At 40.3% G+C, this 20,747-nt stretch carries 27 protein-coding genes; 12 read left to right on the top strand and 15 right to left on the bottom strand.

All coding sequences use genetic code 11. The annotated features are described in order from the left end of the window. The first annotated feature begins 176 nt into the window (after nt 1-176). The 5 genes from AC3ISB_RS06550 (at nt 177) to AC3ISB_RS06530 (ending at nt 3,076) form a co-directional block, all read left to right on the top strand. Nucleotides 177-899, top strand: a complete 723-nt coding sequence (locus tag AC3ISB_RS06550) for an alpha/beta hydrolase (protein ID WP_144550847.1) — start codon at nt 177-179, stop codon at nt 897-899. 88 nt (nt 900-987) lie between these two features. Further along, nucleotides 988-1,503 carry a YjcG family protein gene (locus tag AC3ISB_RS06545; RefSeq protein ID WP_076367073.1) on the top strand — a complete coding sequence of 172 codons (516 nt, stop codon included), beginning with the start codon at nt 988-990 and terminating at the stop codon, nt 1,501-1,503. Nucleotides 1,504-1,507: 4 nt separating this feature from the next. Further along, entirely contained in the window at nt 1,508-1,936 is a 429-nt protein-coding gene (locus tag AC3ISB_RS06540) for a GNAT family N-acetyltransferase (protein WP_141993164.1), read from the top strand. 157 nt (nt 1,937-2,093) lie between these two features. Next, complete coding sequence (locus AC3ISB_RS06535) at nt 2,094-2,357, top strand: hypothetical protein (RefSeq protein WP_141993163.1); 264 nt, start codon at nt 2,094-2,096, stop codon at nt 2,355-2,357. A 233-nt stretch (nt 2,358-2,590) separates the two neighbouring features. Then, on the top strand, nt 2,591-3,076 hold the full coding sequence (locus AC3ISB_RS06530) for a spore coat protein (RefSeq protein ID WP_141993162.1): 486 nt from the start codon (nt 2,591-2,593) through the stop codon (nt 3,074-3,076). 56 nt (nt 3,077-3,132) lie between these two features. Here AC3ISB_RS06530 and AC3ISB_RS06525 read toward each other — a convergent pair whose 3' ends face one another. Then, nucleotides 3,133-3,423: a hypothetical protein gene (locus AC3ISB_RS06525; RefSeq protein ID WP_141993161.1), complete on the bottom strand. Its 291-nt coding sequence runs from the start codon at nt 3,421-3,423 to the stop codon at nt 3,133-3,135. A gap of 152 nt (nt 3,424-3,575) precedes the next feature. On the opposite strand from AC3ISB_RS06525, the gene AC3ISB_RS06520 reads away from it, so the two are divergent. Further along, nucleotides 3,576-5,849: an ATP-dependent helicase gene (locus AC3ISB_RS06520; RefSeq protein WP_144550844.1), complete on the top strand. Its 2,274-nt coding sequence runs from the start codon at nt 3,576-3,578 to the stop codon at nt 5,847-5,849. A gap of 333 nt (nt 5,850-6,182) precedes the next feature. Here AC3ISB_RS06520 and spoVIF read toward each other — a convergent pair whose 3' ends face one another. From spoVIF to mgtE, 11 genes are all read right to left on the bottom strand, one after another. After that, nucleotides 6,183-6,437, bottom strand: a complete 255-nt coding sequence (gene spoVIF, locus AC3ISB_RS06515) for a sporulation-specific transcription regulator SpoVIF (RefSeq protein WP_034314458.1) — start codon at nt 6,435-6,437, stop codon at nt 6,183-6,185. Nucleotides 6,438-6,547: 110 nt separating this feature from the next. Further along, nucleotides 6,548-6,703 (bottom strand): YjcZ family sporulation protein, encoded by a 156-nt coding sequence (locus AC3ISB_RS06510; RefSeq protein ID WP_141993159.1) that lies wholly within the window; start codon nt 6,701-6,703, stop codon nt 6,548-6,550. A gap of 102 nt (nt 6,704-6,805) precedes the next feature. Next, complete coding sequence (gene spoVAE / locus AC3ISB_RS06505) at nt 6,806-7,162, bottom strand: stage V sporulation protein AE (protein ID WP_098371273.1); 357 nt, start codon at nt 7,160-7,162, stop codon at nt 6,806-6,808. Nucleotides 7,163-7,178: 16 nt separating this feature from the next. Continuing rightward, nucleotides 7,179-8,204 carry a stage V sporulation protein AD gene (spoVAD, locus tag AC3ISB_RS06500; RefSeq protein WP_489275866.1) on the bottom strand — a complete coding sequence of 342 codons (1,026 nt, stop codon included), beginning with the start codon at nt 8,202-8,204 and terminating at the stop codon, nt 7,179-7,181. Between the two features lie 3 nt (nt 8,205-8,207). Further along, nucleotides 8,208-8,678 (bottom strand): stage V sporulation protein AC, encoded by a 471-nt coding sequence (gene spoVAC / locus AC3ISB_RS06495; protein ID WP_141993157.1) that lies wholly within the window; start codon nt 8,676-8,678, stop codon nt 8,208-8,210. Between the two features lie 15 nt (nt 8,679-8,693). Continuing rightward, entirely contained in the window at nt 8,694-9,080 is a 387-nt protein-coding gene (locus AC3ISB_RS06490; protein WP_377396212.1) for a sporulation protein, read from the bottom strand. 400 nt (nt 9,081-9,480) lie between these two features. Then, a complete protein-coding gene (locus AC3ISB_RS06485; RefSeq protein ID WP_489275863.1) occupies nt 9,481-9,846 on the bottom strand; it encodes a DUF1360 domain-containing protein in 366 nt (121 codons plus the stop codon). 14 nt (nt 9,847-9,860) lie between these two features. Next, complete coding sequence (locus tag AC3ISB_RS06480) at nt 9,861-10,436, bottom strand: hypothetical protein (RefSeq protein ID WP_489275861.1); 576 nt, start codon at nt 10,434-10,436, stop codon at nt 9,861-9,863. A gap of 11 nt (nt 10,437-10,447) precedes the next feature. Then, complete coding sequence (locus AC3ISB_RS06475; RefSeq protein ID WP_489275859.1) at nt 10,448-10,762, bottom strand: hypothetical protein; 315 nt, start codon at nt 10,760-10,762, stop codon at nt 10,448-10,450. A 302-nt stretch (nt 10,763-11,064) separates the two neighbouring features. Then, nucleotides 11,065-11,838, bottom strand: a complete 774-nt coding sequence (fabI, locus tag AC3ISB_RS06470; protein WP_098371280.1) for an enoyl-ACP reductase FabI — start codon at nt 11,836-11,838, stop codon at nt 11,065-11,067. A gap of 133 nt (nt 11,839-11,971) precedes the next feature. Further along, nucleotides 11,972-13,342 carry a magnesium transporter gene (mgtE, locus tag AC3ISB_RS06465; protein ID WP_098371404.1) on the bottom strand — a complete coding sequence of 457 codons (1,371 nt, stop codon included), beginning with the start codon at nt 13,340-13,342 and terminating at the stop codon, nt 11,972-11,974. Between the two features lie 122 nt (nt 13,343-13,464). Here mgtE and prpE point away from each other — a divergent pair, with 122 nt between their 5' ends. Next, nucleotides 13,465-14,208, top strand: a complete 744-nt coding sequence (gene prpE, locus AC3ISB_RS06460; RefSeq protein WP_141993155.1) for a bis(5'-nucleosyl)-tetraphosphatase PrpE — start codon at nt 13,465-13,467, stop codon at nt 14,206-14,208. A gap of 95 nt (nt 14,209-14,303) precedes the next feature. Here the strand turns inward: prpE and AC3ISB_RS06455 are convergent, their stop codons facing one another. The 3 genes from AC3ISB_RS06455 to yjbM are packed head-to-tail and all read right to left on the bottom strand — an operon-like array spanning nt 14,304 to nt 16,697. Further along, nucleotides 14,304-15,218, bottom strand: coding sequence for an RluA family pseudouridine synthase (locus AC3ISB_RS06455; RefSeq protein WP_098371282.1), 915 nt, complete (start codon nt 15,216-15,218; stop codon nt 14,304-14,306). A 17-nt stretch (nt 15,219-15,235) separates the two neighbouring features. Beyond that, the gene (locus AC3ISB_RS06450) at nt 15,236-16,030 is read right to left on the bottom strand and encodes an NAD kinase (RefSeq protein WP_053534153.1); all 795 of its coding nucleotides are present in this window, start codon (nt 16,028-16,030) and stop codon (nt 15,236-15,238) included. Between the two features lie 46 nt (nt 16,031-16,076). Continuing rightward, complete coding sequence (gene yjbM, locus AC3ISB_RS06445) at nt 16,077-16,697, bottom strand: GTP diphosphokinase (protein ID WP_034314484.1); 621 nt, start codon at nt 16,695-16,697, stop codon at nt 16,077-16,079. Nucleotides 16,698-17,012: 315 nt separating this feature from the next. Between yjbM and AC3ISB_RS06440 the strand changes: the two genes are divergently transcribed. From AC3ISB_RS06440 to AC3ISB_RS06420, 5 genes are all read left to right on the top strand, one after another. Then, nucleotides 17,013-17,591: a CYTH domain-containing protein gene (locus AC3ISB_RS06440; protein ID WP_141993153.1), complete on the top strand. Its 579-nt coding sequence runs from the start codon at nt 17,013-17,015 to the stop codon at nt 17,589-17,591. Between the two features lie 22 nt (nt 17,592-17,613). Further along, nucleotides 17,614-18,282 carry a lytic transglycosylase domain-containing protein gene (locus AC3ISB_RS06435; RefSeq protein WP_489275856.1) on the top strand — a complete coding sequence of 223 codons (669 nt, stop codon included), beginning with the start codon at nt 17,614-17,616 and terminating at the stop codon, nt 18,280-18,282. 233 nt (nt 18,283-18,515) lie between these two features. Then, entirely contained in the window at nt 18,516-18,920 is a 405-nt protein-coding gene (locus tag AC3ISB_RS06430; RefSeq protein WP_053534150.1) for a globin domain-containing protein, read from the top strand. Beyond that, complete coding sequence (locus tag AC3ISB_RS06425) at nt 18,917-19,810, top strand: ClpXP adapter SpxH family protein (RefSeq protein ID WP_480339993.1); 894 nt, start codon at nt 18,917-18,919, stop codon at nt 19,808-19,810. The genes AC3ISB_RS06430 and AC3ISB_RS06425 overlap by 4 nt, the downstream gene beginning before the upstream one ends. 710 nt (nt 19,811-20,520) lie before the next feature. Next, a complete protein-coding gene (locus AC3ISB_RS06420; RefSeq protein WP_489275854.1) occupies nt 20,521-20,694 on the top strand; it encodes a hypothetical protein in 174 nt (57 codons plus the stop codon). The last annotated feature ends 53 nt before the right edge of the window (nt 20,695-20,747 follow it).

The following is a 20,747-nucleotide window of genomic DNA, read 5'->3' as shown; positions in this document are numbered from 1 at the left end:
TTTTTTGTATTATTTTTCTATATCCTTGTATTATAACACCTTATAATTTAAATTTTTAGAAAATATAACGAAAATTTTATATTCTAAATTCTTGTCACGGGAAAAAGTCGCAAGGCTATGCTAAAATAATCAAGTAAGTTGTTTTTCATTATTATTTATCATTGAGGTGCGGGAAAATGAGTTTACGCAAAGGCACAATTAAAGAGTACATGTTTAAAAGCGAAGCTTTAGCAGAAGAATTGGAACTGCTTGTTTACTTGCCTGCTAATTTTTCGCCATTGTATAAATATTCGCTTGTGATTGCTCAGGATGGCCGTGATTATTTTCAAATGGGCCGAATTGGTCGGGTAGCAGATGAACTGTTAGGGAACGATGAGATCGAGAATATCATCATTGTCGGCATTCCCTATAAAGACCGCTTTGACCGCAGGCGCAAATATCATCCGGACGGGGAACAGCACATTTCATACATACGTTTTCTTGCACATGAACTTGTCCCGTTTTTAGATGATGAATTCCCAACCTATCAAATGGGACATGGTCGAACTTTGATCGGTGACTCTCTTGGGGGTACAGTTTCTTTATTGGCCGCTTTGCAGTACCCGCATACATTCGGGAAATGCATCATGCAGTCGCCACTTGCCAATGAAGCAGTAATGGAAGCTGTACGTAATTTTGAGGATCCGCATCTCCTCGAACTTTATCATGTGATCGGGACTGGTGAAACAGATGTTCCGACGACGGATGGCAACAAGGCAAACTTCATAGAACCAAATAGGGAATTGCATAAATTAATAAATCAAAAAGGATTTCCTTGCTTCTATGAAGAATTTGAAGGTAATCATACCTGGAAATATTGGCAGGCAGATTTAAAACGAGCACTATTGGAAATGTTCTAATTTACTCGAAATCATCTCTTTGAGATGGTTTCAAGTAAAAACATGTCCAACTATAATACAACAAAAAAAATATCAGGAGGTTTTATTTATGAAATATGGTGTTGCAATTTTCCCTTCAAAAAAACTTCAAGATTTAGCTAACTCCTATCGCAAACGGTATGATACGAAATACGCTTTCATACCACCGCATCTGACGCTTAAACCAACGTTCGAAGCGACGGATATGGAAATTTCAACAATCGCGGAACAATTAAAAGGCATTGCTCAAAAGTGCAGGCCTTTTACGATGAGCGTAACGAAAACGAAGTCTTTCCAACCCGTAAGCAATACTATTTATTTCAAAGTGGAATTATCCGAAGGGCTTCAAGAGCTTCATGATGCACTTAACAATGAGGACTTCATGAAAAGTGAAAGTGAACATGCATTTGTCCCGCATATTACCATCGCTCAAGATTTATCCGATAATGAGCATTCTGATGTTTTAGGCCAATTAAGCATGCTTGACATCAGCCATGAAGAAGAAGTTAAACGAGTTCACTTGCTGTATCAACTTGAAGACGGGGCATGGACCGTATATGAAACATTTAGATTAGGAGCTGAATGATTTCGTGTTTGTAAAAATCGCAGAGAACAGCCAAGAGCTTGAAAATGCATATATGATTCGAAAAAAAGTGTTCGTCCAAGAACAAAACGTCCCTCTTGAAGAAGAGATCGATGAATATGAAAAAGAGTCCACACATTTCGTTTTATATGATGAGCAGCATCAGCCAATCGGTGCCGGCCGCTTCAGGGTCATTGACAACATTGGTAAAGTCCAGCGCATTTGTGTACTATCATCGGGCCGTAAGAATGGTGCCGGCGCCATGATCATGAATGCTATTGAGGAATACGCAATCCAGCAGGAAGTGCCTCAATTGAAGCTTGATTCCCAGGTGCATGCTATCCCTTTTTATTCAAAATTAGGGTATGAGATCGTTTCCGACGAATTCATGGATGCTGGCATTCCTCATAAAACGATGAAGAAAACCATTTTATGATATAAAAAAGCTGTCCTTTCAGTCTTCTGATTGGACAGCTTTTTTGTTCGTTCATGGACTTAAATATCGTTTTATAAAAAAAAACATTTGCGTTCAATGGCAATCTCCTCAAAAATACATAGTCTATATATAGAAAGCAAGAAGGAGGGAAAATTTTATGGGTAACAATGAATTTAACCTGGAGGAGTCTCAAAAAAGACTGATGGAACTGCTGGTTTCGAGGACTATGAGAAAACATGGTTTCAAAAAGGATAAAGTCGATCTAACTGAAAGAGAGAGAAACAACCTTAAAGAAACCATTCGTTATTTACAAGAGCAATCACAAAAAATCATAAACCAAGAAAAGAACATCACGGAACATGATGTTAATCCAGTTACAAATTCCATTCACAACAAATTCACGGATTCCAAAGATAAATGACGCACCATATCACCTAATCACCCTACTTGCTGGCGAGAAATAAGTAAAACGAGACATAGCAGCACTTACATTTCATTCCTAAAGCTCCAGCTTCTTTATTATTCATCCCCCACACACTAATACTTTCTCTAAGTATTAAAAAAATAGACGAATTAACTGATTTATTCGTCCAACCAGATTAATCATCAAAGCATATTTTAATAGGGAATAAAACCTAAGGAGGAAAAAACAACATGAACCAAAATGTATATCGTAGCAATTGTAACACACATGATGATTCTGAAAGATCATGGTCGGCTCTAGATTCCGCTTCCAGACATCCCCTGTCAGGATTCTGTGACGATGACACAAAGATTGACCAAGAGGCAAGACAGGATAATAATCAAGTACAGCTTTCTGAAGAACTTATTTACATTAAAGATTCTTGTAATGTAAATGTCACTTCAACGGATGTTAAAGCGGCCCTTTCTCTACAAGCTGCACTACAAGCTGCTATTGCGGTCATCGTAAGCATTTCCATTGCAGATGCTGATAATGCTGAAAAGATCACTCAAGAATTAATCCAATCTTCTAATGTTAAACAAATCACGCGCCAAAAAACAATTGTTGAAAACAGCCGTGATATCGACATTACAACAACTGATGCACAAATCGCTCTAAACATCCAACTATTACTGCAACTATTGTTAGCTCTAATCGTGGAAATTGACATTCTTTAAAAGAATCAACACAAAAAGGACACTTCACGTGTCCTCTTTTGTCTTTCATGGAGAAACTAGACAATTTTATTGATAAACCTTCCTTTTCCTGTCATTCCAGCCGTTAAATCTTCACTGACCCTCATGCCCATTTGATATTTATATATGCCTGCTCCATATGTACTTACCCGATCATTATCTTGTATTTGAAGTAATCCTCCAATGCTTTCCCTTTCCAACACCTGATCAAAACGGATAGGTTGAATGAGTGTCGTTCCTTTAACAATTCTTACTTTCTCTGCAGCTTCGACCTTCCTGTTGGCATATTGAATATAATCAAATTGTGTGACAGGTGCTATGTATCCCATAGTAACCCCTCCTTATATTTAAATAGTTATGTTGTCAATTAATTACCTATCCGGAACCATAATTTAAACATGATTTCCGCATTCTTTTTTCCTAATCTTCTGGTATGATGAGTATTGCCGATATTTTTAATAGATTAGAGGTATCCATTTATATGAATCAAGCAAAATCTGGCAATGAAATCGTACATTTACATACCGTTTCAGCTGGTGAGCTGCAGACACTTTTTGAAAAAGGAAAACGTGATCAGCTTTCTTGTATCATTTGTCATAAACCAGTGAAATTATTTATTGGAATCCATGAGACACCTTATTTTTATCATAGTGACCCGTCACAGGGACCCTGTGAAATGCCCATTTCAGAACCGATGAACGAGGACAGGCCATTAGAATATATGGAACAGAATGGATTTAGGATTCCAACATCACGAACCATTACGGAAACAAAAACCATTACAGAACCTTTCCTTAAAAGCCGGCCCATAACCGGCAATCCGAAATATTCAGATAAACCATATGGTCTGGCACAATCAGAGGAACCATACTTTCAAGAATTATCCTCATCAGGGGTTGTACTCGATGCAGAGCAACTCAAGGCGGTAATGACGATCGATGGTCCAATTCTCGTCCTTTCAGGAGCAGGCAGCGGGAAAACCCGCGTATTGACGGTACGCACTGCCTATATGCTTACAGTGAAAAAAATTGATCCAAAAAGTATCATGCTTGTAACATTTACGGCGAAATCCGCAAAGGAAATGCAGCAGCGTCTGCTCGGCTATCCCTCTATGACGCCTTCCCTTGTTTCTCAAATCGTTAGCGGGACCTTTCATAGCATCTTTTATAAAATCCTGATTTTCCATGAACCAGCCAAATGGCAGCGCGATTTCCTATTGAAGTGGGAGTGGGAAAAAGAAAAGGTATTGAAACAGGCTGGCAGGGAATTGGAACTTGATGATAAGGAATTTGCATATGATCAAGCCCTTCAGCAAATCGGGCTTTGGAAAAACTCTTTGGCCTTTCCAGAAGATATTCACCCTAAGGACGATTGGGAGAAATCGTGTTTATTTTTATATAAGAAATATGAAGAATATAAACAGCAAACAGGGAAGTATGATTTTGATGATATGCTTGTAGGCTGTTATGTATTTTTAAAAAATCACCCGGATTTTTTAAAGAAATATCAGCAAAGGTTTAACTATTTTTTGGTAGATGAGTTTCAGGATATCAATAAAGTTCAATATGAATTGATAAAACTCCTCTCTGCTGAATCAAAAAATGTATGTGCAGTTGGAGATGATGATCAATCCATCTATTCATTCCGGGGAAGCGATCCGAAGTATATTTTGAATTTCAATCATGATTTCCCTCAATCCCAAGTAGTGAAGCTGACGGAGAATTACCGCTCTTCCCATGAAATTGTCGCTACAGCGAACCGATTGATTAAGCGCAACCAGAACCGGATGGAGAAAAAGATGAGGGCACAGCATGATTCAGGAAATCCCCCTATTTTATTTTATCCTTATGATGAGGAATTGGAAGCAACGATGATCGTATCCGATATCCAAGAGAAAATATCCAAGGGAGCCAACCCTGGGGACTTTGCAGTATTGTACAGGACACACACGATGTCCAGGGCCATTTTTGAACGGCTAGCCGCTTCCAACCTGCCATTCGTCATTGAAAAGGATGCGGATTCGTTTTATCAGCGCAGGGTCATCCGCGGCATGCTTGCCTTTATGCGCTTGAGTTTGTTTCCTCATGACAGCAAGGCAGCATCTGATGTCCTTTCCTCCTTATTCTTAAAGCAAAGTATATTACAGGAGTTAAAAGCAATGACAATATTGCAGGATTGTGATTTTATCGATGCATTTGCTTTTGTTAAGACAGGACATGCTTTTCAAGAACGAAAATTAAAAACGATTCCAGGACAGATCCGCTCATTAAAAATTATGTCGCCACTCGTAGCTTTAGAAATCATCGAGAAAGATTTAGGATACCAGGAATATGTAAAAAAACGCGGAAATGATGCGAACCTGGAAAAAGGGTCCGATGACATCCGTGACTTAAAGGTGGCAGCAAATCGTTTTCCCACCGTCGCCGCTTTCCTTGAACATGTCGATCATATGACTGCGATGGTCCAAGAGATTAAACAGCTATCGAAACATTTTAAGGATGCCATACAGCTTACCACCATACACCGTTCCAAAGGGCTTGAATATAACACAGTATATGTTCTTGCTGCTGTCGATGGCAGCATTCCTCATGATTTCGCACTTGAATCTTACCGGAAAGGGGAACTATCCCCTCTTGAAGAGGAAAGACGATTGCTCTATGTAGCGGCAACCAGGGCTAAAAAGGACCTTTACCTTTCCATCCTGCAAACTAGACGCGGACGGACCGCCCATCCATCACGTTTTCTGAAGCTTTGACCAAAGCTGATGCTATCCCATCTTAGGAAATGGAAGGATAAAACAAGATGAGGTTAGGAATGGTCTCATCCCGAACCATGTTTAAGACTAGTTTATACTTTATGGGCTTTTACTGTTTTATGAAACCCTTACTAAAATGAAGAAATTTACGACACTCCTGCCGGAAAACTGACTTGCCAGGACACCGCTAGATGCTTATGGCGAGGAGGCTTGGCAGGCAGTCGGCAAATTTCTGGAATCAACTACAACTTTTTTTTAAAAAAACTGCAGGCAAACTCGCTTTTCTTCGAGTTTGTCTGCAGTCTGAAGGCCTGCATGATAGCAGGCCTTTTTTCACTTTTTATTTATCATATTCGAAATAGTACCGAAATCCAGCTTATTCCCTTCAGCTACGATGGAATGGACGATTTTATCTTCCGTTTCTTTATTGACCGGTTTGTTCGCTATTTTTGAAACACGCTTAATGACATTTCTAACAGTTGTTTCATCTTTGAAATTGGCTCCTTGCAGCGAGTTTGCCAATTCTAATACATCTTTCATATTTACGCCGGTTTTACCTTCTATGTTTTTAAAAAAGTTATTATCCATACTTAAGCCCCTCCCTTTTCTGTACCTATCCTATGGCATTATCAGAAAAATGGTGCTTGGCCCAAACAAAAAAAAAAAGGAATAGGCTTCTTCTGCCTATTCCATTTTCCTTAGCAGAAAGAAGCCCCTACAATGATCAATAGGATAAACAATACAACGATTATCGCAAAAGTGGAACCGCCGCCATATCCGCCGCCGTATCCATAACCGCCGCCGTATCCATAACCGCTGCCGCCACAACAACCGTAGCCACCAAAACCAAACATACATATCACCTCGCTCTCGCTAAAGCTTACTGATAACATATGTAGGTCTGGACAAATATGTATAGGCCATGTCCTAGTCCTGGCTGCCTATTTCCGCTTATTTCATCCTTTTGGTCTGAAAACCAAAGCTCCGATGAATCCAAAGACGATTGCTGCAGAGATACCGGAACTCGTAATTTCAAACATACCAGTCAGTACGCCAACGAGCCCATGTTTTTCCGATTCCATCATCGCCCCGTTCACCAGTGAGTTCCCAAACGAAATGATCGGTACGGTTGCTCCAGCACCGGCAAAGTCAATAAGCGGCTCATATAAATCAAATCCGCCAAGAACAGCTCCTATTACAACGAACAAGCTTAACGTATGTGCTGGTGTGAGCTTAGCAACATCGAAAAGAAGCTGGCCGACGACACAGATCAAGCCACCGATGACAAAGGCCCAAAAAAACATTGCTAACATCGAAATCTCTCCTTTTTCATGAATTCATTCCATATTCAATGGCCACCGCATGGGCAATGCACGGAATCGTATCTTTTTGCTGGACGGAAAGTGGTGACAATAATGCTCCTGTTGCGACAAGCAGAATTTTTTTATATTTACCAGAAATCATCTCATTTAATATATGACCGTATAAAACCACTGCCGAACATCCCGCACCGCTCCCGCCAGCCAAAACAGGCTGATCCTTTTTAAAAATCATCAATCCGCAATCTTTGAATTTTTCCTGATTGATGTCACAGCCCTTTTGCTTTAATAAGTCAATGGCTGACTCCCTCCCTATCTGACCTAAATCACCAGTAATGATGAAATCATAATCATCCGGGGTCAAACCAGTATCTTTGAAATGGGCAAGTATCGTATCGACGGCCGCTGGGGCCATCGCTCCCCCCATATTGAAAGGATCTTTCAATCCCATGTCAATGACCTTTCCGATAGTGGCCGAGACAATATGGGGAAATTCCCCTTGCTTGCTTCCACCAGGAGCAACCAGCGCCACCCCCGCTCCTGTTATCGTCCATTGGGCTGTAGGTGGTTTTTGCCCTCCATATTCAGTTGGATAGCGAAATTGTTTTTCAACAGCTGCATTGTGGCTTGAGGCGCCTGTCAACACATAGTTAGCCCCGCCATAATTAGTGATGAATGCAGCTAGAGCAAGCCCTTCCATTGAAGTGGAACAGGCTCCAAACAATCCGAAATATGGAATTCCATTAGTTCTGGCTGCAAAGCTTGTAGGTGTAACCTGATTGATTAAATCACCCGCCAAAAAAAATTGTACCTGTTCCTTGTTGATCTTACCTTTTTCCAATGCAAGCTCAACCGCTTTTTCCATCAAATGTCGATGTGCCTTCTCATATGATTCCTGCTCCATCCACAAATTGTCGTATAGGATATCGAAATCACCCGCGATTTCTCCATTTGCTTCAAATGGACCGCCTGTTACCCCTGTTTCCAAGATGACCGGTTTATTGGTAAACATCCATGTTTGTTCTCCCTTTAACACCGCTTAGCCCCCACTCATTTGATAAATTGTTTTTATCAACGCCACGACAAAGGCTGAAAATACTCCAAATAAAATGACAGATCCGGCCAATTTAAACATATTGGATCCAACACCAAGTACAAAACCTTCCGTCCGATGTTCGATTGCTGCCGAAATGACTGCGTTACCGAATCCTGTAACAGGGACGGCACTTCCTGCCCCAGCAAACTGGCCAATGCGGTCGTAAAATCCGAAACCGGTCATCAAAAGGGCCAGGAACACCATGGTGGCAGTTGTAGGACCTCCGGCTGTCTGTTCCGTAAAGTTGAAAAAGTAAATATAGAAGTAGGAAATGGCTTGTCCCACTATGCAGAAAATGCCACCTACTAAAAAGGCTTTCAAACAATTCTTCACTATTGGTCTTTTAATTTCATGCTTCCCTTGGAGCTCTTGATACGCATTCTGCTGTGGGGTCGTTTTCTCCTTGCCACTCATAGCTGAACCTCTCTTCTAAATTAATTCTTTTTGAAGTTCTTCAATTTCCTTGAACTTCTTCCTTGCCTTTTTTTCGGGTACATCTTTTTCTTTGAGTAATTCGTTCAATCTTACAGATTCCAAAAATATTTTATAATCGCTTGATACGATAAAATCATTTTTGGGAAACTTCTCTTCCAGATTTTCAGTCACAGTCTTTTCAATTTTCTTCATATGAAAACGTTGCAGGTGCTTAACTTTATAAGCGACGATAATCTTTTTTTCGTTTTTCACGACGATCACGTCATAGATGGTGTCTTCATTAGCAACTGTTTCCTTGACCTTTGAGATCAGTCCCTTTTCATCCTTCTCATCCATTCCATTAATGATATCCATCGGTTCAGGATTCGTACGTTTAATCATTGCTAAATTCTCCGTTTTTCCATCATTCTGATTGCTGCAAGCAGTAAGCACACACAAAAAAACTATAAAAACCAGCAAGCTGCCCTTAAAATATCTTCCTTGTCTGAGCATAGAATCACATCCTAATTTATCGTTCTATTGTTATTTTCTTGTATAACTGTTTTTTTATGAATGGTAGGATTAGGAAATAAAAAACCTTTCCAAAATGGAAAGGTTTTTTCACTCAATAGCCTTTATTTTTATTGTTATTATTACAGCCGCAGTCTTTCTTGATTTTGACCGGTTGATCTTTTTTAATCGGTTTTGCATAAGCCCATGGATTCTGTTTCTGATTCAATTTATAACTCCTCCTTTAAGATCTATACCATACTATATGAACGAAGAGACAAGTTGTTTCCAATCAAATGTCCATAATTTTGCTGATTATGACCTCAATGATTGCGCCTACTGCTGCTACGGCAAGGATTAATATCAATACGTCGCCAATAAACCAATGTTGGATATAAAGAAAAACCAGAAAAAGGCTTACCCAGACACCAACGCACCAAAAACAGCTCAGCAATTGACCAATCCAGCCAAGCAGGCCCTTCTCTTTGGGCATTAAAAATATTTCCACATCCCCTTTTTCATTTTTTTCCTCTATTTCTGTAAAAAAGGGGTGGCGCAGCGGCTCCAGGATCTTATCGAAAACGATCAAGCGTGTCAGCCTGAAGGAAGCCAAGCCTAATATTATAAATAAGGTAAATTCATTTTGTGGGGGAAACATTTAATATTGCTCCTTCACTTAGGTTCTTCAATTATTTTGGCATCGATGATATCCGGCAGGCCCACGAAACGAATATGCTTCCCTCTTTTAATCTTCACTGATTCCCCCTTCATTCCCAATACATAAAACTGAATTGTTTTTCCGTTAACAATAGCCTCACATAATGGCTTTGGAAAACCTTGATGATTGGATAGGCGGGAAATGATGTCGCGGGAAGATTCTTTCTTCTCCACCTTTTTCCTTTTTCTCTTAACTGGTTTTTCGTTTTCTTGTTCTATTTGTTCAGGATGTTCCATTTGTTCAACCGGAGTTTGCTCAGGGACATATTGTCCGGTGATTTTCCTTAATCCCGTAATCTCTTTTTCAATTTCCTTCATGGCATCATAAACACCGAATTCTCGTTTGACTTTTTCGATTTTTTCTTCTTTTTGCTCGGCTTCCTGTAGTTCGGGTTCAGGCTCAACGCTGTCTTTAGGTGTAGCTTTTTTCGTTCGAAAATCACTTTGCATATTCCCACGCTGATCTGATATTTTTGCTTGATCGACATATAAAAGTGGTTTGGATTCCTTATCGCCATTTTTCTCTGACATGAAAACCCTCCTTAATATTTCAGGATATCCACAGACTGCAGCTGCTCCATATGGTATTGGACAACTTTTTTCCCAAATTTATGCCTTATGAATAAACTGGATTCTTTTTTTTGTTCCAATTTCCCAAACAGTGTACGGTCATTGATGATGAACTTACAAACAGGTTTAGGTGCAAAGGCTGGAAGCCGGGACAATAGCTCCACCAATTCCTCGGCAGTATATGGAGTGCTGATATTTTTTTCATTCAATTTAATATGTCTCTTCAGCGGATTGTATATGGTTTGTTTTCCAACAGCACAAGGCAGACCAACTTTCTTCACGTCCATGATTCCCCTCCTTCTTTTTCACGAATAGGGTTGAAAGCAGGTTTTTGCCGATTCTCGCAAACAATGTATATCAGCTCTATGTATCATTTATATGAGATTCACCCTTCTTTATGCTGGAGATGTGCCGCTCCTCAAAAAAGGACACTAACCAAACTTAAGTATGGTGGGGATTAGCGGAGAAAACTAAAACATTTGAAGATGAAAAAATCGGAAAGATTTCAATTGAGGATGTAGCAGTTCATACCTGCATAGTGGACAATCAACAAAAAAAGGGGACCGATATCGGCCCCCCTCAATTACTGTCATCCGATTATATGATAACCAGAATCCACATGGATATTTTCCCCGGTAATTCCGCGGGACATGTCACTTAATAAAAATACTGCCGTATCCCCTACTTCTTCCGGAGTCGTTGTACGACGGAGCGGTGCTTCTTCCTCAATCTTCTTTAAAATTGTATTGAAGTCACGGACACCTTTAGCGGATAAGGTACGGATTGGACCAGCTGAAATTGCATTCACTCGGATGTTATCTTTGCCAAGATCACTTGACAGGTAACGGACATTGGCTTCTAGTGAGGCCTTGGCCACTCCCATTACATTATAATTTGGCATGACCCGTTCACCGCCAAGATACGTCATTGTGACAATGCTGCCACCATCCGGCATGATTTCCTTCGCCGCTTTAGCTACAGCCGTCAAAGAGAATGAACTGATATTATGGGCAAGCAAGAACCCTTCACGGCTCGTGTTGACGAACTCGCCGTCCAGCTCTTCCTTGTTAGCAAATGCGATACTGTGTGCCACGCCATGAATGATACCTGTTTCTTCCTTAATCATCGCAAAACATTTTTCAATGCTTTCATCCTTCGTTACATCACATTGTAAAATGGCGGAAGGCTCCCCTTCCAATGTAGAAGATAGTTCCCTAACGCTTTTTTCCGTACGGTCTTTTCCGTAAGTGAATATCAGCTTTGCACCTGCTTTATGTAAGGAACGGGCAACTCCCCATGCAATACTTCTTTTATTCGCTACACCCATTATGACAAACGTTTTTCCCTCTAATGAAAAAGTCATCGTATGTGACCTCCTATTTTTAATACAAGTTATTAGTACCTGCTACTAATGATAGTATATCAAAATTCCTTTGATAAAAACACCGTTTTCTAAAGTCCTGTGGGAATAGCCCTCCAAGAGGGCCTTCTTTGACTTATAGTAAATAGCCCATTAATAATGTTGCTAATCCGAAATAAATAAGAATACTGATAAGGTCGTTGATTGTTGTAATGAAAGGACCTGAAGCTACCGCTGGGTCGATTTTCATTTTATGCATAAGAAGCGGGACGATTGAACCGGCAAGTGTGGCCACGATTAGAGTTATGAAGATGGAAATACCGACTAATAATCCTAGCATTAAATCACCTTGCCAAAAATAGACAATGAAAGTGATGGCAATTCCACATGTCAGGCCAATAATAAGGCCAGTTCCAGCCTCTCGAAGGACCAGTTTCCACTTGCTTTCTTGTTCTAATTCACCTGTTGCGATCCCTCTGACCGCTACTGCCAATGCTTGTGTTCCTGTATTTCCAGCCATGCCGCCAATCAATGGAATAAATACAGCAAGAATCGCTTTTTGACTTAGTGTTTCTTCGAATCGGCCGATCAAACTCGCAGTCAGCAAGCCTAAAAATAAGAGGATGACCAACCATGGCAGCCGTTTTTTTGCAGCGGAAAATGGACTCTTATCAACATGATCAAGATCAGAGATACCTGCCAATTTAGAATAGTCATCGGATGCCTCTTCATCCATGACGTCAATGATATCATCAACCGTTATAATCCCTAATAAATGGTTTTGGAAATCGACGACTGGCACGGCAAGGAAGTTATAGTCCCTTATTTTTCGTGCCACCTCTTCCTGGTCTTCAGATACAGGTACGGAAACTACCCTGTCATCCATTAAATCACCGATTAAAGCATCTTCATCAGCAATGATCAATGTCCTGAGCGATAAAACACCAAGCAACTTCTTATCCTGATCGGTTACGAACACATAATAAATTGTTTCCGCTTCCGGAGCTTCCCTTTTTAAGATCTGCATGGCTGATCGAGCGGTTTCATTTGCTTCAATGGCAATGAATTCTGTCGTCATGATACTTCCTGCCGTAGATTCCTCATAGTTCAGAAGCTCCTGGATTTCACTTGCCGCTTCATCATCCATGATGGTCAAATAGCTGACTGCCTGCTCATCATTGATTTCATTCAGGACGTCAGCCGCATCATCCGCATACATATGGGAAAGCATATCGGCTGCGTAAGTAGGATTCATTTCAGCCAACAGGCTTTCGTAATCCTCTTCATCTATTTCTATATTTTCAAAAAGGTCCGCCATTTCTTCCGGTGACAAATATGTGTAGACGACGGATCTGAATTCATCTGACAAGCTTGTATAAAATTGAGCCTGATCATATGGATGCATTTCAAGGAACTCCGTACGAAACTGATCTAGACTTTCCGTTTTTAGCGCTTCAAGCAAAAGCTCGTTATTCATTTGACTATTCTCCCGCTCCCGGTCCTTCATCTCCTCCATAACCATACACCTCCTAAAACATATTTTTTCATTTCCTCGTTTATATTTTATTTTTTTAAATAATACTATACTAATACCATAAACATATACAAAACAAACAAAGGGTGTGTCAAATGAACATCGATATCATAGGGGACATTCATGGATGTTTCGCTGAATTCAGGCAGCTGACCGAAAAAATGGGCTATACATGGGAGACTGGGTTTCCTGTACATCCCTCTGGAAGAATTCTCGGCTTTGTAGGGGATTTAACCGATCGCGGCCCAAACTCCCTTCAAGTAATAGAGGTTGTCCATGAATTAGTCATTAACCAAAATATAGCAAGGTATGCCCCAGGTAACCACTGCAATAAATTGTATCGTTATTTTTCAGGCAATAAAGTTCAAATTTCACACGGTTTAGAGACTACTGTAGCTGAATATGAATCACTGAACATTCGGGAGCAGAAGAAGATCCGAAAAAAGTTCATGGATCTGTATGAACGTTCCCCACTTTATCAACTCATCGATGAAGGGCGATTGATCATTGCCCATGCAGGAATTCGCAGAGACTATATTGGCCAATATAGCAATAAGGTAAAAACCTTTGTCCTCTATGGTGATATCAATGGCTCCAAACATCCCGATGGGTCACCGGTCAGGAAAGACTGGGCACAATCATACAAAGGGGAAACATGGATCGTATATGGACATACACCAGTCCCTGAAGCTAGACGAGTCAATCATACATATAATATTGATACAGGCTGCGTCTTCGGTGGAAAACTGACGGCTGTCCGTTATCCCGAAATGGATCTTCAAGAGGTGCCTTCTTCCATGCCATATATAGCGGAAAAATTCAGGACATCTTTTGATTAACCAAAAAAACTCGCCATCTTGGTGAGTTTTTTTTGCGTCTATGAAGTTTTTTCATAATCTTGGTTTCGTTTAATGCAGCCCGGACGGATATAAAGTCAGGAATCCCATCCTTTACTTCCCTCGAGCAAACGGGTCATATCTTCTGGTAACTCTTCTTGAAACAACATCATCTTCTTGGTGAAAGGATGTAAAAATTTCAATTCAAAACAATGAAGGGCTTGGCGAGGGATACCTCTCCTGTTCCCTCCATATAAATCATCACCAGCCAGCGGGTGACCAATATGCGCCATATGGACCCTGATTTGATGTGTACGCCCTGTTCGGAGTTCCAAATTAAGGAATGTATGGGACTCTGTATGTGCCAATACCTTAAATAGGGTACAGGCATACCGGCCATCCTCCCTGACTTCCCGTTCAATGATGCTGGTCGATTTTCGTCCGATTGGCGCCACTATCTCTCCTACAGGTCCTTCAACGATTCCTTCAGCTACGGCTTGGTATCTCCGTTTAACTTGTCCTGATTTTTGCTGTTCACTTAAAAGGTGATGGATATGCCGGTGCTTGGCAATTAAAACCAAACCTGATGTGTCCCGGTCAAGACGTGTAACTATATGGATCGTCGCCTGTATTCCCGTCTTCCTATAATAACCCGCCAGGCCATTCGCCAGACTGCCGTTGGGATGCTCGCGGGAAGGAATGGTATTCATGGAAGGGGGCTTGGCCACCACCAATACAAACTCATCTTCATACCTGACATTCAGGGGGATGGGTTCCGGCAAAAGACCTTCGCTTGCCTGCTCCGGCGGAAATATGACGGTGACGATGTCGCCCGTTTCAATCCGTTCCCTTACGGTCACTTCTTCGCCGTTCAACTGGATATATCCACCTTTAAACTTAATATCCGTTAATGCTCGTTTTGAAATATCGCATTTGCTGAGAAACTCTCGCAATAAAGAGCCAGAATCCTCTTCAAAAACCGACCAGGTCAAAGAAAAGTTTTGATTTGACATGAGGTGAATCTATCTCCTTAATTAGCAATAAATGAATCATGCACTCTTTTCCAGAAAGGAAAAGGGCGGAATCTGGCAAATCGGATCTTTTCATCTGCCACTCGGCACTGTATCGACTTTACATTTTCCTGAAGCAAGGACAAATGGTCGACCGTAATTTGAAAATTGACCGCATTGACCGGCCTGAACATACACGTATGATGTGCCGGCAGCAGAAGTGGAGATCCTACCGTCCTAAACACCCGGTTATTAATGGATGCCAATTCGGTAATCTGGATAGCATCGATTGATGGATGGACGATGGCACCGCCAAGCGCCTTATTATACGCCGTGCTTCCAGATGGCGTCGCAATGCATAAACCATCTCCACGGAACGTCTCGAAATGCTGGCCGCGTATTTCAACGTCCATGACAAGCGTCCCTTCCACACTTTTGACCGTCGATTCATTCAAAGCCAAAAATCTTGCTTCCCGTCCTCCATGCTGATAACGGACAATCGTTTCGAGCAGTGGATATTCCACTATTTGAAATGGGGTTTTAGCTAAAGCTATCACCAATTTTTCAATTTCATCAGGGGTCCAATCTGCATAAAAACCAAGATGTCCTGTATGTACACCGACAAAGGCAGTTTTATCCAATCGATTCTTATAACGGTGAAAAGCATATAATAAAGTGCCATCACCACCGACAGAAATGACAATATCCGGCTGATCTTCGTCATATTCCAAATGAAAGTCCTGAAGATACGTTCGCATCCTTTGCATTAAAGTATTCGATTTCGCATCTCCTTTTGACGTAATCGCAAATTTCATGTAATACCACCTCACAAATTTTCTTCTCGTTTACCCATTTATGCGTTCAAGAATCTTTCTTCCTGGAAAAAAGACGCTGTGCTTCCTGGATTTCCGTACGGATTTGCGACATCTCTGCATCAAGCAGGAAGGCCGCTTCCGCTGCACGTTTGAGTCGCAATTGAATATCTTCCGGGAAAATGCCTTTATATTTATAATTCAAAGAATGTTCAATCGTTGCCCAAAAATTCATCGCAAGAGTCCTGATTTGTATTTCGGCAAGGATATTTTTTTCGCCATGGATCGTCTGGACGGGATAGCGGATTACAACATGATAAGAACGATAGCCGCTTGCTTTTTTATGGGAAATATAATTCCTCTCCTCGACTATCTCGAAGTCATTGCGACCTCGTAAAAGTTCAACTACCTGTTCGATATCATCCACGAACTGGCACATCATGCGAAGCCCTGCAATATCCTGAATTTCAGTTCCCAATTTATCAATGGGAATATCCTTCAGGCTCGCCTTATCCAAAATGCTGACAATCGGCTTTACCCTGCCTGTTACAAATTCGATCGGCGAGTGAATATTCTCTCTCTCAAACTGTTTCCTTAATCCCTTTAGCTTAACCTTTAATTCTTCGACAGCCTGAGTATAAGGCGCCAAGAAGTCGTCCCAACTCTCCATTGCCACACCACCTATATCTATCTAAAAAGCGCCTGTTCAACTCTGGTATGGGCAGAACGCTCTCCTAAATCCAGCAGTCACATGACTTTATGCCAATTCACCGCTGGATCCTATTTCTTTTTCTAGCAAAAAGTATGTATTAAATTTCTATATATACGATAATCCATTTTTCGTGCTCAACGTTTATATTTTATCATATCCTGCAATTGATTCCTAAATATTCAAGTATAATAGCAAAAATTATTGAATTCAATTTGACAGCTGGAATGGTTCTTATATGATTAACCTAAGAATCAGTCAGAAAGGATGGAACACATGAACCAGCATATTGAAATTGAATTTAAAAACCTTTTAAGCGAAAAAGAATTTCGTCAACTGATCGAATACTTTCATCTCGGGGCATCGAACTTTAAAACCCAGAAAAATCATTACTTCGATACACTCGGATTCACTTTGAAAAATCAAGATTCTGCGCTTAGAATCCGGGAGAAAAACGGGCGTTACGAGCTGACTTTAAAACAGCCCGCTACAGAAGGATTATTGGAAACGAATCAAGATATTCCTGAAGAAACCGCATATGCATTTCTGAATCATAACACATTCCCTGATGGCGAGATCCAACATCTTATCCTAGAATGCGGAATTGATCCAAAAGATTTTACCTGCTTTGGGACACTAAAGACAGACCGTCTTGAATTTCCTTACAAAGAGGGTTTACTTGTATTAGATCATAGTTCGTATTTGAATCAGGAAGACTTTGAGCTTGAATATGAAGTGACGGATGCAAAAGCCGGGAAAAAAAACTTCCTGACCCTCCTTGAAACCCTTCAAATTCCGGTAAGGGAAACCGAAAATAAGGTTAAGAGGTTTTATCGCGCCAAATTCCAGGAATAATCCTGTTTGAACCCATTCGGAGGTGGAGAGTTTGAAAATCCAAGATTTCAAAACGTTTATGGAATTGCAAGCAATCCAGCAATTCACAAATGGCAGCCTCACAAATACAAATTCATCTCGATTCGTTTTCCAGGACATGCTCTCGGAACTGGTTTCGGGTGATGCTCTTGAAAGCACTTCGCAGAAATTGGGTTCCTTATTATCCAATGTGGAAGCGGAAACGAAATCCTTTCTTCAACCCGGCGGCCTAACATCCATGAACATCAACACGATATCCGCTGCCCATCCTAACAATCAGAGCAGCAGCGAAACCGCAACAAACTATGATCATATAATCAGCCAGGCGGCCAGTTTATATAATCTCCCGGAAAAACTGATTAAGTCTGTCATTAAACAAGAATCGAACTTCAACCCTGAAGCAACCAGTTATGCGGGTGCTACTGGTCTTATGCAGTTAATGCCAGCAACTGCAAAAAGCCTTGGGGTGGATGATGCAACCGATCCAGAACAAAACATCATGGGCGGGAGTAAATATTTAAGTCAAATGATGGAACGATATGACGGGGACATCCAGGTTGCTCTTGCTGCTTATAATGCAGGGCCAGGAAACGTCGATAAATATAACGGCATCCCGCCCTTTAAAGAAACTCAGAACTATGTTCAAAAAGTTTATGGCACATTTTCAAGCTAAAGCAAGCTGACCTTGTTTATTTGTGACGGGTCAGTTTTTTTCATGTCTATATATGGCTTCTTCCACAAACCCAGAACAAATGGGAGAGCCCCCAAAGGTGTAATTTCCGATCATTCCCCTGTGTCATACTACAGATGTAAAATTTTCTTTAAGCTATATATTTGTTATATCAGTACGTCATTGATAAAATATGAATAAATATCAACCATCTTTCTTTAAAAGGAGTAATCAACATGATGCAAGGGAACCCTACACCATATGAATTAATTGGAGAAGGGCAATTACACAAATTAATTGATGTGTTTTACTCCAACGTTAGTCAGCACCCGGATCTGCAGCCAATATTCCCTGACGATTTAACTGAAACGGTCCGTAAGCAAAAACAATTTATGACTCAATATTTAGGCGGTCCCTCTTTATATACCGAAGAGCATGGCCATCCTATGTTGCGGGCTCGACATATACCTTTTGAAATTACACCAGAACGTGCGAAAGCATGGCTTTCATGCATGTATCAAGCTATGGACGAAGTTGGCCTTGAGGGTGAGATTAGGGAGTTTTTCTATCACCGCCTCTATTTGACGGCACAGCATATGATCAATACATCCGGAACTGACGGGAAAGGAGAAGACAGTTGAGCGCACAAAAACCAGTTTTCAATATTTCCGATTGGATCAAGACGCAGCATTGCTATGATATAGGAAAAAAGCCAATTGAAATTTATGTTTTTGTTGATCCGCTTTGTCCCGAATGCTGGGGCTTAGAACCAATTATTAGGAAATTACAGATAGAATATGGCCAATTGTTCAGTTTACGCCATGTTTTAAGCGGTAAAATCGATACTCTTAATATGGGGAAAAATAAAAATTATGAAAACATTGCTCAAGTTTGGGAAAAGACAGCCAGCCGCTCGGGAATGTCCTGCGACGGGAGCCTTTGGTCTGAAAACCCAATCTCTTCTCCATATACAGCTTCCATCGCAATAAAAGCAGCGGAATTGCAGGGGCGTAAATTGGCCATTCGCTTTTTAAGGCAGCTTCAAGAATATGTATTCATAGGAAAAAAGGATATATCCAATATCGAAGTCTTGACCGAATGTGCCAAAATGGTTGGACTGGATGTGGAGGAATTCCTTTATGACATCAATTCTTCCAGTGCAGCCAAAGGCTTTCAATGTGACATGAAAATCACAAGCGAAATGGAAGTGACTGAAATACCTTCCCTTGTCTTTTTCAATCAAAATATTGAAGAAGAGGGAATAAAAGTTTCAGGTGTCTATTCTTACGAGGTATATGTTCAAATTTTAGAAGATATGCTCAATGGTCTTCCAGCCCCTGCAAAACCCCCCTCTCTCGAAGAATTTTTAAGCTGTTTCAAACTAGTGGCCACAAAGGAAATTGAAACTGTTTATAATATGAATAAGAATAACGTCGAGTTGGAAATGAAAAAGCTTGTTTTAAAACAGTTGGCAGAGAAGATTCCTGCTAAATACGGAACGTTTTGGAGATATACAAAGAAGCAGTCATGAATTTGACTGCTTTTTTGTTATATTTAAAAAGGAAAAACCATGCAAATCAAAAGATTGCATGGTTTTTTTTATAAGAAAATAAGGGGATGGGAGAAATTTTTCACGATCAAACAAAGGGGTATAAGTTTGTTTGTGATTCACTTCACAATAAACAATATAACAGATAACCCAGTTATGTTTCAACTGTATGTGTAACATTTCACAAATTGTTCACAATATATATTTTTCATTTTTTAATTATCGTTTCTGGTATATATAGCTAAATAAGAGCCCATTTTAATTAAAAGACATAAGTGTTTTTGATATCTGATAAGCGTGGGAATGAATCTAATTGTGAAGTAAATCACAAGAAATATTAGATCATTTGTTTTTATTTCCTAATCTTTCGTACAACTTTTGTTACAACCGGCGTCATTTTGTTCTTTTTACTTTTGATGCAAATGAAAAACCCCGGCAAATCACGAAATTTGCTGGGGTTTTCATCTATTTATACGAATAAGGGGATAGGAGAAATTTCACGACGAACAAACAAAGGGGTATATGTTTGGGATGTGATAACTTCTATATCTGTACTATAGCAGATTATACACCTTAATTGCAAGAACTTTGTGCGCAACTTCACATTATTGTCATATTCTTAGAATACTTCTTATTTTAAAACATACTATCTAATAAAGCGCAGATGAGCTTTTACTGCGGCCAGGTTGGAGGTGACCAAATTGAAAGGCTTTATTCTACTCATACTCTTGATAGGGTCGCTATTTGTCCAGCTGCTCGGTATCATGAACCTCATTCCTCTGTATTTTACCTCCCCTATTTTATTTTTTGTTTTCTTCATAATTCTTCATAGCTTAAATCAGAGAAATCGTTTTAAAGGATTATGACGGACATTCATATAAGTTGAAAAGGACCCGAAGTGCTCGGGTCCTTTCCACAT

This window comes from Peribacillus sp. GL_122 (genome assembly GCF_057835005.1).
Note: the sequence above shows the minus strand (reverse complement) of the source record. Positions and strands in the feature narration are given on the sequence as shown.